The 13,353-nt window shown below is 64.9% G+C and carries 10 protein-coding genes; 8 read left to right on the top strand and 2 right to left on the bottom strand.

All coding sequences use genetic code 11. The annotated features are described in order from the left end of the window. The first annotated feature begins 33 nt into the window (after positions 1–33). The 6 genes from G6N44_RS22990 (at position 34) to G6N44_RS22965 (ending at position 7,565) form a co-directional block, all read left to right on the top strand. A complete protein-coding gene (locus G6N44_RS22990) occupies positions 34–1,971 on the top strand; it encodes an ATP-binding protein (RefSeq protein ID WP_163668036.1) in 1,938 nt (645 codons plus the stop codon). Next, a complete protein-coding gene (locus G6N44_RS22985; protein WP_163668034.1) occupies positions 1,968–3,125 on the top strand; it encodes an acyl-CoA dehydrogenase family protein in 1,158 nt (385 codons plus the stop codon). Before G6N44_RS22990 ends, G6N44_RS22985 begins: the two co-directional genes overlap by 4 nt. After that, a complete protein-coding gene (locus G6N44_RS22980) occupies positions 3,125–3,892 on the top strand; it encodes an enoyl-CoA hydratase family protein (protein ID WP_163668032.1) in 768 nt (255 codons plus the stop codon). The genes G6N44_RS22985 and G6N44_RS22980 overlap by 1 nt, the downstream gene beginning before the upstream one ends. 295 nt (positions 3,893–4,187) lie before the next feature. Continuing rightward, a complete protein-coding gene (locus G6N44_RS22975; protein ID WP_163668030.1) occupies positions 4,188–5,369 on the top strand; it encodes a hypothetical protein in 1,182 nt (393 codons plus the stop codon). Positions 5,370–5,670: 301 nt separating this feature from the next. Continuing rightward, positions 5,671–6,876: a hypothetical protein gene (locus tag G6N44_RS22970; protein ID WP_163668028.1), complete on the top strand. Its 1,206-nt coding sequence runs from the start codon at positions 5,671–5,673 to the stop codon at positions 6,874–6,876. 245 nt (positions 6,877–7,121) lie between these two features. Next, positions 7,122–7,565, top strand: a complete 444-nt coding sequence (locus G6N44_RS22965; RefSeq protein ID WP_163668026.1) for an ester cyclase — start codon at positions 7,122–7,124, stop codon at positions 7,563–7,565. A 70-nt stretch (positions 7,566–7,635) separates the two neighbouring features. Here G6N44_RS22965 and hsaA read toward each other — a convergent pair whose 3' ends face one another. Both hsaA and G6N44_RS22955 read right to left on the bottom strand, forming a co-directional pair. Then, positions 7,636–8,814 carry a 3-hydroxy-9,10-secoandrosta-1,3,5(10)-triene-9,17-dione monooxygenase oxygenase subunit gene (gene hsaA, locus G6N44_RS22960; RefSeq protein ID WP_163670278.1) on the bottom strand — a complete coding sequence of 393 codons (1,179 nt, stop codon included), beginning with the start codon at positions 8,812–8,814 and terminating at the stop codon, positions 7,636–7,638. Between the two features lie 20 nt (positions 8,815–8,834). Beyond that, positions 8,835–10,028 (bottom strand): 3-ketosteroid-9-alpha-monooxygenase, oxygenase component, encoded by a 1,194-nt coding sequence (locus tag G6N44_RS22955; protein WP_163668024.1) that lies wholly within the window; start codon positions 10,026–10,028, stop codon positions 8,835–8,837. Positions 10,029–10,475: 447 nt separating this feature from the next. Between G6N44_RS22955 and G6N44_RS22950 the strand changes: the two genes are divergently transcribed. Together G6N44_RS22950 and G6N44_RS22945 are read left to right on the top strand one after the other, a co-directional pair. Continuing rightward, a complete protein-coding gene (locus G6N44_RS22950) occupies positions 10,476–12,533 on the top strand; it encodes an alpha/beta hydrolase family protein (RefSeq protein WP_179964430.1) in 2,058 nt (685 codons plus the stop codon). A 40-nt stretch (positions 12,534–12,573) separates the two neighbouring features. Then, positions 12,574–13,335 carry an SDR family oxidoreductase gene (locus G6N44_RS22945; protein WP_163668022.1) on the top strand — a complete coding sequence of 254 codons (762 nt, stop codon included), beginning with the start codon at positions 12,574–12,576 and terminating at the stop codon, positions 13,333–13,335. Positions 13,336–13,353 lie beyond the last annotated feature (18 nt).

Raw genomic sequence — 13,353 nt, 5'->3', positions numbered from 1 at the left:
GATTCTTCGACCACAAGCTCAGGTTGGGTGACAATGATTACGAGAGTGCTCGTCGCGAACCGCGGGGAGATCGCCCGCCGGGTGTTCGAGACCTGCCGGCGCCTCGGCATCGGCACCGTCGCGGTGTACACCGACCCCGACGCCGGGTCCGCACACGTCGCAGAGGCCGACGCCCGGGTTCGCCTGGAAGGCAACAACGGCTACCTCGACTCCGCCCAGATCATCACCGCCGCCCGGGCTTCGGGCGCCGACGCCGTTCACCCCGGCTACGGGTTTCTCTCCGAGAACCCGGATTTCGCCGCCGCGGTGATCGACGCCGGGCTGACCTGGATCGGTCCGCCGGTGAATGCCGTTGCTGCCATGGGCTCCAAGATCGAGGCCAAGAAGATGATGGCCGCGGCCGGCGTTCCGGTGCTGGCCAAACTCGATCCGTCCACCGTGACGGCCGATCAGCTGCCGGTGCTGGTGAAGGCATCTGCCGGCGGCGGCGGCCGCGGCATGCGCGTCGTCCGTGAATTGTCCGATCTACCCGACGAAGTGGCCGCCGCACAGCGTGAGGCACAGTCGGCGTTCGGCGACCCGACGGTGTTCTGCGAGCGCTACCTGGCGGCCGGCCATCACGTCGAGGTGCAGGTGCTGGCCGACCAGCACGGCACGGTGTGGGCGGTCGGTGAGCGCGAGTGCTCGATCCAGCGGCGTCATCAGAAGGTCATCGAGGAAGCCCCGTCGCCTCTGGTGGAACGCACTCCGGGAATGCGGGAGAAGTTGTTCGACGCGGCCCGGCTGGCTGCCGAGGCGATCGGCTACGCCGGCGCGGGCACCGTCGAGTTCATGGCGGACGAGATGGGTGACTTCTTCTTCCTGGAGATGAACACCCGCCTGCAGGTGGAGCATCCAGTCACCGAGGCCACCACGGGGCTCGATCTGGTCGAGCTGCAGATCCTGGTCGCCGACGGCGGCCGACTCGACGCCGAGCCGCCAGCCTCTCGTGGTTCGGCCATCGAGGCCCGCCTGTATGCCGAGGATCCGGCCAAGGGCTGGCAGCCGCAGGCCGGCACGGTGCACCGGTTCGACGTGCCCGGGCAGGTGCGCGTCGACACCGGTATCGAGGACGGCTCGGTGGTGTCGATCTTCTACGACCCCATGCTCGCCAAGGTCATCTCCTACGCACCCACCCGGCGCCAGGCCGCGACCGTACTGGCCGATGCGCTGGCCCGCACCCGCATTCACGGACTGCGCACCAACCGGGATCTTCTGGTGAACGTACTGCGGCATCCGGCGTTCCTGGACGGGGAGACGGATACCGCGTTCTTCGACACGCACGGTCTCGACACCCTGGCCGCTGCGCTGGCCGATGCCGGGGTGGTGACGCTCTCGGCGATCGCGGCTGCACTTGCCGACGCCGCGTGCAACCGCAGCAGCGCAAAGGTTTTCGGTGCCGCGCCGAGCGGATGGCGCAATCTGGCCTCGGGATACCAGTCCCGGACCTACCGCGATGCCGCGGGCGACGACGTCCCGGTGCGCTACCGATTCACCCGTACCGGAGTTGAATTGCCCGACGACGAAGGGGTTTCCCTGGTGTCGGCGACACCGGGCCGGGTGGTGCTCACCGTCAACGGAGTGGATCGCGCGTTCGACGTGGCGGGGTATGGCGATCAGGTGTTCGTCGACTCCCCGCTCGGACCCGTGCAGCTCACCGCGCTGCCCCGCTTCCCCGATCCGGACGACGCGGTGGCGCACGGTTCGCTGCTGGCGCCGATGCCCGGTTCGGTCGTCCGGGTCGGGGCCGCCGTCGGCGATACCGTCAGTGCCGGACAGCCGTTGATCTGGCTGGAAGCCATGAAGATGGAGCACACCATCGCCGCCCCCGAGGACGGGGTGCTGGCCGAACTCAATGTCGCCGCGGGCCAACAGGTCGAGGTCGGCGCCGTACTTGCCCGCGTGCACAACCCTGAAGGAGAACAGTCATGAGCTTCATCGAGACCGAAGAGCAGAAAGCCCTGCGCCAGGCGGTGGCCGCGATGGCCGCCAACTACGGACAGGACTACTACCTGGAGAAGGCCCGCTCCGGACAGCACACCACCGAATTGTGGAACGAAGCGGGCAAACTCGGCTTCATCGGGGTCAACCTGCCCGAGGAGTACGGCGGCGGCGGCGCCGGCATGTACGAGCTGTCCACGGTGATGGAGGAGATGTCGGCCGCCGGGTCTGCGCTGCTGATGATGGTGGTCTCCCCCGCGATCAACGGCACGATCATCTCCAAGTTCGGGACCGAGGAGCAGAAGAAGCGCTGGATCCCCGGCATCGCCGACGGCTCGATCACGATGGCCTTCGCGATCACCGAGCCTGATGCGGGTTCCAACAGTCACCGCATCACCACCACCGCACGCCGCGACGGCAGCGACTGGATCCTCAAGGGCCAGAAGACGTTCATCTCGGGGGTGGATCAGGCGCAGGCCATCCTCGTCGTCGGCCGCACCGAGGACCACAAGACCGGAAACCTCAAGCCGGCACTGTTCGTCGTCCCCACCGACACCCCGGGGCTGAACTGGACCAAGATCGAGATGGAGATCGTCAGCCCGGAGAGCCAGTTCCAGGTGTTCCTCGACGACGTCCGGTTACCTGCCGATGCATTGGTGGGTTCGGAGGACGCCGCGATCGCGCAGCTGTTCGCCGGGCTGAATCCCGAACGCATCATGGGCGCGGCCAGCGCGGTGGGTGTGGGCCGGTTCGCGATCAACAAGGCGGTCGACTACGTGAAGACCCGCCAGGTATGGAAAGTGCCGATCGGGTCGCACCAAGGTATCTCGCATCCGTTGGCGCAGAACCATATCGAGGTGGAGCTCGCCAAGCTGATGATGCAGAAGGCCGCAACGCTGTATGACGCCGGCGACGATTTCGGCGCGGCGGAAGCTGCCAACATGGCCAAGTACGCGGCGGGCGAGGCGTCGGTGCGGGCGGTCGATCAGGCCGTGCAGTCCCTCGGCGGCAACGGCCTGACCAAGGAGTACGGCATTGCCGCCGCAGTGACCGCGTCGAAGCTCGCCCGCATCGCGCCGGTGAGCCGCGAGATGATCCTGAACTTCGTCGCGCAGACGTCGCTCGGCCTGCCTCGGTCCTACTGATGACAGCTTTAGTCCACTACCGGGTCCAGGGCGCCGTCGCACGCCTCACGCTGGATTCCCCGCACAACCGCAACGCGCTGTCGACAGCCCTGGTGGAGCAGTTGCACCAGGGCCTGACCGACGCGGCCGAGGAACCCGGCGTGCGGGTGGTGGTGCTCGGCCACACCGGTGGAACCTTCTGCGCGGGGGCCGATCTGAGCGAGGCCGCCGGGCAGGACCCCGGGGAGATCGCGGTGGACCGGGCCCGGGAGATGACCCGGACGTTGCGGGCCATCCTGGAGCTTCCGGTCCCGGTGATCGGTGCGATCGACGGGCACGTGCGGGCCGGCGGAATGGGGCTGATCGGTGCGTGCGATCTCGTCGTCGCCGGCCCACAGAGCACGTTCGCACTGACCGAAGCGCGCATCGGCGTTGCGCCGTCGATCATTTCACTGACGTTGTTGCCGAAGATGTCGCCGCGGGCGGCGGGTCGCTACTTCGTCACCGGTGAGAAGTTCGGCGCCGCCGAGGCAGCCGAGATCGGGCTGATCACGCAGGCTGCTGACGACGTCGAATCCGCCGTGACCGCGCTGACGGCCGAGATCGCGAAGGGCTCACCACAGGGGTTGGCGACGTCAAAAGCGTTGACGACTGCGGCGATCCTGCGTCGGTTCGACGCAGATGCCGAGGCACTGACCCGGCAGTCGGCGCAACTGTTCGTCTCCGATGAGGCCCGTGAGGGCATGATGGCCTTCCTGCAGAAGCGCCCGCCGAGCTGGGTGGGCTGAGCCGAGCCGGAACGGCGCTTGGACAGGTTGCAGTGCCGTACCGGCTTGTTGCACATTGGACTATCTTCGATTGAAAGCATGATTGCTGCCGCCCGCCTCGGCCGGGACATTTCACCAGGTAACCACGTGCCCAACGGTGATTTCTCAGCATTTGCTCAGGGTTAGCTACCCCTTTCCAGTTTCGTTGTATTCATAGTGCGACGACCTCCCACGTTGCTAGCGTCCCGGTTTCCACGATCCTCCCGGAAGGAAACCTTTGATACACGCAGCATTGCGCTCGTACGCCACCGCGGGCGTGGCACTTGTGGGGGCCGGCGTCATCGCCGTGTCGCCCCTGACGCCACCGCCGGTCGCCCAATCGGCCACTAACACGATCTCGACCGCACAGGTGGCACTGACGTCCACGGTCGACCCGCTCACCCGCTGGAGCCAGATCGCGTCCAATACCGGCGAGGACATCGGCGAACTCGGCGCGTACTGGATGGAAGATCCGATGCCGTTGGCGCGCCAAGTCGTCACCAACGTGTCGACCTACGCCGAGTGGTACGTCTCGGGTCTCCAACAGGCCATTCCCGCCCTGCAGAACTGGGCGGAGCTGGTGATGGCCCCCGCAATCAACCAGGCCGTCGGACTGATCCAAGCCGGCCAACCCGAGCAGGCCGGAACCGTCCTGGTAAACGCACTCGGCTACATCATGTGGGCCGGGTTCCCGATGATGAAGCTGGTGAGCATCCCCGGATTGATGACTGATCATTTCAGCACCCTGGTGAAGGGAGTCTTGTCGGTGCCGACGGCGAGCACCCTCGTCGGCTTGGCTCTTGGAGTGCCGTCCGACCTGATCACCTCGGTCACTGCGGCCGCCCAGGACGCGCTCGACGCGACCAACTCCGGGGATCTGATGGGGGCGGCATTCGCGATCGCCAACGCCCCGGCTGATATTGCCGAGAAGCAGCTCAAGCGAATCTTCGAATTTCGGAAGTGGGGCGGCTGCGGCTGCCTGATCAGCGGCGGGCTGGTCCTCAATCAGCTCATCAAGCTGCCGAGGCAACTTGCCAAGGCGATCGCACTGCCCGCCCCGGCCGCGGCGACCGCGGGCACGCTGGCGGTCACGGCGCCGAAAACAGCTGAGCTGCCCGCTGCCACCGATATCACGGTCGAGGCCGACCCGGAACCGGAGGTCGCACCCGAACCCACCAAGGCCGAAGCCCCCGCCGCCGTCAAAGCCAGTTCCGCTGGCGCCACTGACCTTTCGTCGGGCAACAAAGCGGTTCCAGGCAGAGCCGGCACCACGCCGACTCGGAGCGCTGATCGCATCCGCACCTCGCTGCAGAGCACCGCGCAACAGGTCGGCAACGGCATCAACGACGCACGAGATGGCGTCAAGAAGTCCATCAAGAACCTGAGCGACAACGTCGCCAAGGCGGTCAAGAAGCCGGCGAAGAAGAAGGCGACAAGCTCGGCTGACAGCGACAGCTGACCCCAGCAACGACTCCGGCCCCACTTCAGCGCCAACGAAGTGGGGCCGTTGTCATCGGAGCCAGAACAGGTTGCGACCGGCCTCCTTCGATTGTTTCGCATTGAAATAACATCACAGATTTTTCCAGTAGCTATCGGGCTTCCAGATGACAACAACACACAGCTGGCTCCTGCATCCGCCCCGACATGAATAGTTCGCTGCCACACCAGCTTTGCAGTGCGATTTTCGGATGTTTCGACCTTGACCGGCTCCAGCGTCGCTACGGTTCGCATTCCGCACTACTGACAGGAATGAACCATCCATGCAGAAAACAATGCGGCCGGTCGCCACGGCCGGGTTCGCACTTGTTGGGGCAAGCGTGATCGCCGTATCCCCACTGGCAGCCCCACCAAACACAGCCTCGGCCACCACCACGATCTCGACCGCCGCGGTCCAGCTGACGTCGACCGTCGACCCGCTGACCCGCTGGAGCCAGGTGGCGACGAACACCGGCGAGAACCTCGGCGAGCTCGGCGCGTACTGGATGAACAATCCGATGCCGATCACCCGCCAGCTCATCACTAACGTGCAGACCTACGCCGACTGGATCAGTTCCGGCGTGCAGGACACGATTCCGAACCTGCAGTACTGGGCCGAGAATCAGGTAGCGCCGGCATTTGAGTTGGCCGTGACCCAGTTCCAGGCCGGGAATATCCAGCAGGCGGTCAAGACGATGACGACCGTACTGGCTTTCAACAGGGTGATGTTCGCCCTGATGCCCATGATGAACCTGCTGAACATCCCCACCTCCGTCGGCGACCGCGCCGCTGCGGTGGTCCGGGAAATCTTCAGCATCAACACCATGTCGCCACTGTTCAACGGTGTCTCGAACGTCGTGATGAAGACCGCCGATTCGATGGCCACCTCAGCCCAGGCGGCCATCGATGCCATCGAAGCAGGCGATGTCCCAACGGCATTGACCGCCGTTGCCAACTCACCCGCCAACGCCATCGACTCGGTTCTCAACTCGCCGGGCGGCCTACTCGACTTTCGGGTGGTCGGGGGCTGCGGTTGCATCGTCACCGGCGGCACCGTGCTGAATCTGGTGCTCAGGAAGTCCGAGTTCATCGCCAAGGCCATCGCCCTACCGACTCCTGAGTCCGCGTCCGTCCAGTCCGCACCGGCACCTGCCCACGAGCCTGCGCCCATCACCGAGACGACAACCAAGTCCGAGGACGAGTCCGCCCCGGCCGATACCGCCGCGGTCAAGGCCAGCTCCACTGGCACAAAGGATCTTTCGACCGGCGACAAGGTCGGACCCGGTAAGCCGGCCACCGCCACCAGCCGAACCGGGCAACGGCTGCGCACCTCGCTGCAGAGCGCGGCCGGCCAGGTCGACAGGACCGCCAGGAACGTCCGCGACGACATCAAACAGCGGGCCAAGTCTCTGGCCAAGGGCCCCAAGAAAGCCGCGGCTTCCGAGTCCGGGGAGAAAGACAAGAGCGACTCCGGCAGCACCGACAAATAGCAGGCAGAACGTTGGCGCCTTGCCCCGCCGCCCCGGGGAGAGGCGCCAACGTCTCTGGTCGAAGCGACGCCATCAGGCGGTGGCGGCATTGCGGATAGCGCAGGTCAGCCGGTACACGCGGGACGACTGGTAATTGCCTGTGGCAGCACACACTGCGACGCGTCTGTCGGATCAACGACCACAGTTCTACCGTTTTCTGTGCGGACGTTATCTGCCGTGCGGCGATCTCCTGAAAGGCCGGAATCATGGCCAATGATCAGAATAAGGCGATTTCCCGACGCATATGGGAGGTATTCGCCTCCGGCGACCTCAGCGAGCTGGACGATCTCGTCGCTCCGGGGGCCGCCTTCCACGACACACAGGATCCGTTCGGCGATCAGCGGGGTCCCGAACATATGAGAAGCCTGATGGACATGTATCGGACGTCGTTCTCCAACATGCGATTTGACATCAAGAATCAGCTCGCCGACGGCGACTACGTCTGCACGATGATCGAGGCCCAGGGCGACAACACCGGCGAGATCATGGGTCGGCCCGCCACCGGCAAGCACAGCCGGATCAACCTGACCAATGTCGACCGGATCGAAGACGGCAAGATCGCCGAGAGCTGGGTTACCTGGGACACCCTCGGCATGCTGCAGCAGCTCGGCCTGATCCCCTCGGGCGCACAACAAAAGGCGCCCGCCTGAGCTGCTGCCTAATGGGTCCGGGGCCGGCCGCGGCCCCGGACCCCCACGGATGTCTGCATCCGTGGCGATATCAGACCATGGTGTCGGCCGGGGGCAGGCCGAACTCGTTGTTGCCGAAGATCAGGTAGGCACGCTCGGGATCGTTGGCCGCGTGCACCCGGCCGGCGTGCGCGTCACGCCAGAACCGCTGCACCGGAGCATCATTGGACAGCGCGGTGGCACCCGAGGCCTCGAACAGCCGGTCGATCGAGGCGATCGCACGGCCGGTGGCACGCACCTGATCGCGCCGCGCCCGGGCCCGCAACTCGAAGGGGATCTCCTCACCGGCGACCAGCAGCGCGTACTCGTCGGCGACATTGCCCGACAGCTGACGCCAGGCGGCGTCGATGTCGCTGGCAGCCTCGGCGATCCGGATCTTGGCGAACGGATCGTCCTTGGCCTTCTCACCGGCGAACGCTGCGCGCACCCGCTTGCCCTGATGCTCGACGTGAGCCTCGTAGGCGCCGTAGGCCATGCCGACGATCGGAGCCGAGATGGTGGTGGGATGGATTGTGCCCCAAGGCATCTTGTACACCGGAGCGGTGTTGGTCTGGTAGCCGCCGGCGGTGCCGTCGTTCATCGCCTTGTAGGACAGGAAGCGGTGCTTGGGCACGAACACATCCTTGACCACGACGGTGTTACTGCCGGTACCACGCAGGCCGACCACGTGCCACACGTCATCGATCTCGTACTCGGTGCGCGGGATCAGGAAGCTGCCGAAGTCGACCGGCCGGCCGTCCTTGATCACCGGGCCGCCGACGAAGGCCCAGGTGGCGTGCGAACTTCCGGACGACCACTGCCACGAACCGGACACCAGGTAGCCCCCGTCGACGGCGTGTCCGGCGCCCATCGGCGCATAGGACGACGAGACCCGCGCGGACGGGTCATCGCCCCAGACGTCTTCCTGGGCCTGCTGATCGAACAGGGCCAGGTGCCAGTTGTGCACAGCCAGCACTCCCGCCACCCAACCGGTGGAACCGCAGGCGCTGGCCAACCGGCGGACGGCCTCGCAGTAGACGGTCGGATCGCACTGCAGGCCACCCCACTGCTCGGGCTGCAGCAGCTTGAAGAAACCGATCTCGTCGAGCGCCGACAATGTTTCCTCGGGGATCGCACGCCGATCCTCGGTCGCCTGGGCGCGCTCACGCAGCACTGGCAACAACTCGTCGATGCCCGCCAGAACTGCCTGCGGGTCGCGCGCTGCCTGAATACGGTCGATCTGAATAGTGGTCACTGGACTGCCCTTTCAGGGTTGGGCTGGGTGCGGCCGAGGCCGCTGACGGCCGGAGTCGGTGGTTCCTGCAGTCGAAGATTCTCGGCGACTTCACTGCGCCAATATTCATTGGCGGCAGTGGTATCCACTTCGTACTCGAAGCGATCGGTCATGTCCGCGGTAACGTCGGCGACGTCAACGTAGAACTGCTCGTACCACCGTCGCAGCTGATAGACCGGGCCGTCTTCCTCGACCAGAAGTGGGTTGTCGATCCGGGTCTTGTTCTTCCAGATCTCCACGTCCTGCAGGAACCCGCGGCTGACACCGTCGGTGAAGGCATGCAGCAGCATGTCGGTCGCCTCGGCGGTCAGCCCTTGCGGCCGACGCACCATGATGCCCCATTGCAGCACAAAGGAATCCGGTGCAACCGGGTAATGGCAGTTGACCAGGATCGCTTCGACGGCGTATCCGCTGTAGCTGTTGTGCAGCCGGTTGATCATGAACGACGGCCCAAAGTAGGACGCTTCGGAATCGAGGACCTGTTCACCGGCGTAGTGCGATCCACCCAGGTTGACGTCGGGCCTGCCGATCGTCTGGAGGTACTGGGATGCCACCTGGCCTTCGAACACGTTCTTGAAGTAGGTCGGAAACCCGAAATGGATGTAGTAGAAATGCGCCATGTCGACGATGTTGTCGACGATCTCGCGACAGTTCGAGCCGATGAGCTCAGTACGCCAAGACCATCCGGTCCAGCCCTCGTCACGAAACTCCGGAATGTCGGGGATGTCGAGATGCGGCGGCGGTGTACTGCCCTCGGGGTCATGCCAGACGAATAGGAGACCCGCACGGACACGTGATATCCACACACGTGTACGTGCAAGTCGAGGAGCGCGCCTGGCATAGGGCACCTGTGTGCAGCGGCCACTCCCGGACCACCTCCAGTCGTGGAACGGACACGCAACGGCATCGTCTTTGACCTCACCTTGAGACAAGTCACCGCCGAGATGGCGGCAGTAGGCGTCGAGAATGTGCAATTCGCCCTGACTGTCGGCGAAGACGACCAGCTTCGTCCCGAATGCCTGGATCGAATGGGGTTTGCCGTCAAGAAACTCCGACACCATGCCCAGGCAGTGCCAGCCGCGAGCGAACCGCGTCGGCGTCGTCCCGACGTCGATCTCACGCACCGCAGTGCCAGTCGAATCGTTACTCAACCCGTCACCTCCTGCCGCGAACGGCAAACTAGAACACGTTCCTGTAGTTACTGGATCGAAACGCTAAGCCGAGGCCATACAGACTCAATAGGGACTAATGGCCCTAGTTGCATCGCGACCGAGCGCAAGGCGATGGGTGACATCGACGGCAAGAAGCCTCGGATTCGGCGGCAACCGGAGGGCGCAACACCCCGCGCTGAGATTCTGGCAACGAATCTAGACAGAAGACTTCGGATTCCGCATACGCCAAACCCTGAGCATGCTGACGGTGAACTACCCTGCCCTAGCTGGCATCCCCGTGGATCGACGACTGATTTCGCAGCGCCGCCACCCGTCAATTACCCGCAAGGACGCTATTTGGGCAAATTTGCCAGCCGACAAATAGGTGTTGTTACAGTGTGCAAACAGTTTGTCGGTCACATCACAGAAACGAAGGCGGAGAGCTTGATGTCACAGCCCACCCCACCCCGTCTCCACAAGGCCAAGGCAGCGGCCACCGCTGCCGCGGTCGTCGCGACCGCAGCGGCATTGACCGCAGGCGTCGCGTCATCCGCGCCGGAGGCGCTGGCCGCCCACAACCGCAGTGTGCAGGCAGACATCGAGCTGACCGCAGCTACCGTTCCGAATCTGCCCCAGGTTCCCGATCTGATCGGGATATATGGCGTCGGACCGGTCTTCTGGGCCGCGCAACTTCTGGGCCTCACGCCCGACAACGTGATCAAGGCCGCCGCCGGCCTGCTCGGCGGCAGCGAGATGGCCGCGACCGTCACGCAGCTGCTGAACATCCTCGACGCTGTTTCCCCGGTCGACGCCGGCATCAAAGGCCCGCTGCCCAGCGACGTCTACAACGCGGTGAACGACCTGGACTACACCTTCACCGGCCTCGGCGACTTGCTCGGCCTGGGCAACCAGCCGGTGTTTCAAAAGATCTCCGATTTCCTGTTGAACCACGCATCCATCGTGAACCAGCGACGCGCCATCATCTTCTCCGAGAGTCTTGGCGGGCTGACCACCTCGCTCGCCTACCGCGACGTGATCAGCGCGGTCCAGTCCAATGACCCGGACTGGGGGGTCGGCGTCACCGGGCAGTGGCTGATCTTCGTCAACAACCCGAGCCGTCCCGGCGGTGGATTGTTCGCACTCGCAACACCTTTCACCAACCTCTTCGGGGTCAATCTGACGACGCCGGACGCCGGTAGCTATACGAATGCCGATGCCAACGACGGCAAGATCACCAAGGTTCTCAATACCTCGATCCTCGACATCACCTGGGCCTACAACCCGCTCTCCGACGTGCCCACCACGCTGAACCCGCTGTCCTGGGCCAACTCGGCGGCCGCCGGGGTGTTCCTCACCTACCTGCTGCCCGACGAGGGCAACAACATCGGCAGCCACGTCCTGCCGCAGTTGGCCATCGGGATCCTCGACGGCGTCAAGGTGATGGTCGATCCGACCGGTGGCCAGGGCCTACACATGGTTCCGGGTTGGGATAACTTCGTCAAAGGCCTCAATTGGGTCCCCATCCTCGGTGACTGGCTGGACGACATCACCGACGCCACCAAGTTCCCCGGCAACGCCACCTACATCACCTACGACTCCGGCAATCTCCCGCTGCTCGAGCCATTCCGGATGGCCCCGCGTCTGGTCAGTCTCGTTCCGGGCGTTGATATCCCGACACCGCTGACCGACAGCGTCGAGGATGCGCTGCGGAAGATGGTGAACATGGGCTACCAGGACGTGAACCCTCTGAACCTGGAGCGCACCTTCGGCGAGGCGGGCGAGCAGGCCTACCTGTGGCACTCCCCGCTCACCCCGACGCAGCAGTTGGCCGCCAACGAGACCATCTTCGACGCGCTGATCGACGGCATTCAGGCCAACGCCCTCGACCCGGAGGCCTGGACGCCGTCACTGCCGGGGGTGGACTTCAAGCCGATCGTGCAGAACGCCGTGTCGGTGGCGGTCGCCAAGGCGATGAGGGACGCACTGCAACTCGTCCAGGACGGTGCAGACCCGGTCTTCGACGGCATCGAGAAGGGTCTGGCCCCGGTCACCACCGCCCTCGACGGCGTGAACGCGCAGGTCGAGACGGCCATCGACAACATGCTGAAGGTCAATGGCTCCACGGCCAATAAGCAGTCCAACAAGCAGGCCATCACCTCGATCCCATCGGTCGACAGCCAGCTGCAGACACTCAGTCTCGACGCCCCGGACACGACGGCTACCGACACCGAAGACGCAGGAGCCAAGCCCACCCCGGTCAAGGACACCCTCAAAGGACTCGGTGTAGAGAAGGACTCGCTGAAGGTCGCCAAGGCCAAGCCGAAGGCCCGCCACGCAGCCGACCCGAGCAATCCCGCCAAGAAGTCGGTCAAGGAGACGGTCGACAAGGTGCGTAGCGCGGTCGACAATGCCGCCAAGGACGTCAAGGACGCCTCCAAGAGCCTGACGAAGACGAAGAATGCCAAGGCCGAGAAGAAAGAGAAGTCGGACAACGCGGCCGCGTAATCGCTGACGGCCCCGGGGACGCGTCGGTAGCGTGGCCACCATGCCACGCACTGTGCTCGTCACCGGGGCGACCGGCACTCTCGGCCACCATGTGGTGCCGGAGGCGATCGACGCCGGTCATCATGTCCGCGCGCTGAGCCGCCGGGAGCGGATCGGCTACACCGGCGTGCACTGGCACCAGGCCGACCTGCTCTCACCCGACGGTCTGGATGCCGCGCTCGACGGCGTGGACGTCGTCGTCCATTGCGCTACGCAAGCGACCGGTAGTAAGGACGTCAAGGCCGCCCGGAACCTGATCGAGGCCGCCCGACGCAAGGGCGTCGGGCACCTCATCTATATCTCGATCGTCGGCATCGACGACATCCCGCTGCCTTACTACAAGACCAAGTTGCGGGTCGAGCAGGCGCTCGAGACCTCCGGGATCGGGCACACGATCCTGCGCGCGACGCAGTTCCACGAGCTAATCGAAAAGACGTTTTCGGCGCAGCGATTCTCGCCGGTTTTATGGGCCCTGCGCGACGTCCGATTCCAGCCGATCGACACCCGGGATGTGGCCCCCCGACTGGTCGCACTGATCGATTCCGAGCCCGCCGGGCGGGTGTCCGACATCGGCGGCCCCACGGTCCACAGCCACCCGGAATTGGGACAGATGTATCTATCGGCCCACAACAGCGTGCGCCGGGTAATCAGATTCACCATCCCCGGCCGCACCGTCGCGGGTTACAGGTCGGGGGCCAATCTGGCCCCGAAGAATGCGGTCGACGGCACCTCGTTCCAGGACTATCTGGGTAAGGCCGGGTAGATCGTCGACGCCGAGTGG

Source organism: Mycolicibacterium alvei (assembly GCF_010727325.1).
Classification (GTDB): Bacteria; Actinomycetota; Actinomycetes; order Mycobacteriales; family Mycobacteriaceae; genus Mycobacterium; species Mycobacterium alvei.
The sequence above is the reverse complement of the archived record's forward strand: the minus strand, read 5'-3'. Positions and strand labels throughout refer to the sequence as shown.

Coding starts and splice junctions, on each gene's coding strand:
- G6N44_RS22990 (WP_163668036.1), top strand. CDS start 34: ATGATTACGAGAGTGCTCGTCGCGAACCGCGGGGAGATCGCCCGCCGG.
- G6N44_RS22985 (WP_163668034.1), top strand. CDS start 1,968: ATGAGCTTCATCGAGACCGAAGAGCAGAAAGCCCTGCGCCAGGCGGTG.
- G6N44_RS22980 (WP_163668032.1), top strand. CDS start 3,125: ATGACAGCTTTAGTCCACTACCGGGTCCAGGGCGCCGTCGCACGCCTC.
- G6N44_RS22970 (WP_163668028.1), top strand. CDS start 5,671: ATGCAGAAAACAATGCGGCCGGTCGCCACGGCCGGGTTCGCACTTGTT.
- G6N44_RS22965 (WP_163668026.1), top strand. CDS start 7,122: ATGGCCAATGATCAGAATAAGGCGATTTCCCGACGCATATGGGAGGTA.
- G6N44_RS22950 (WP_179964430.1), top strand. CDS start 10,476: ATGTCACAGCCCACCCCACCCCGTCTCCACAAGGCCAAGGCAGCGGCC.
- G6N44_RS22945 (WP_163668022.1), top strand. CDS start 12,574: ATGCCACGCACTGTGCTCGTCACCGGGGCGACCGGCACTCTCGGCCAC.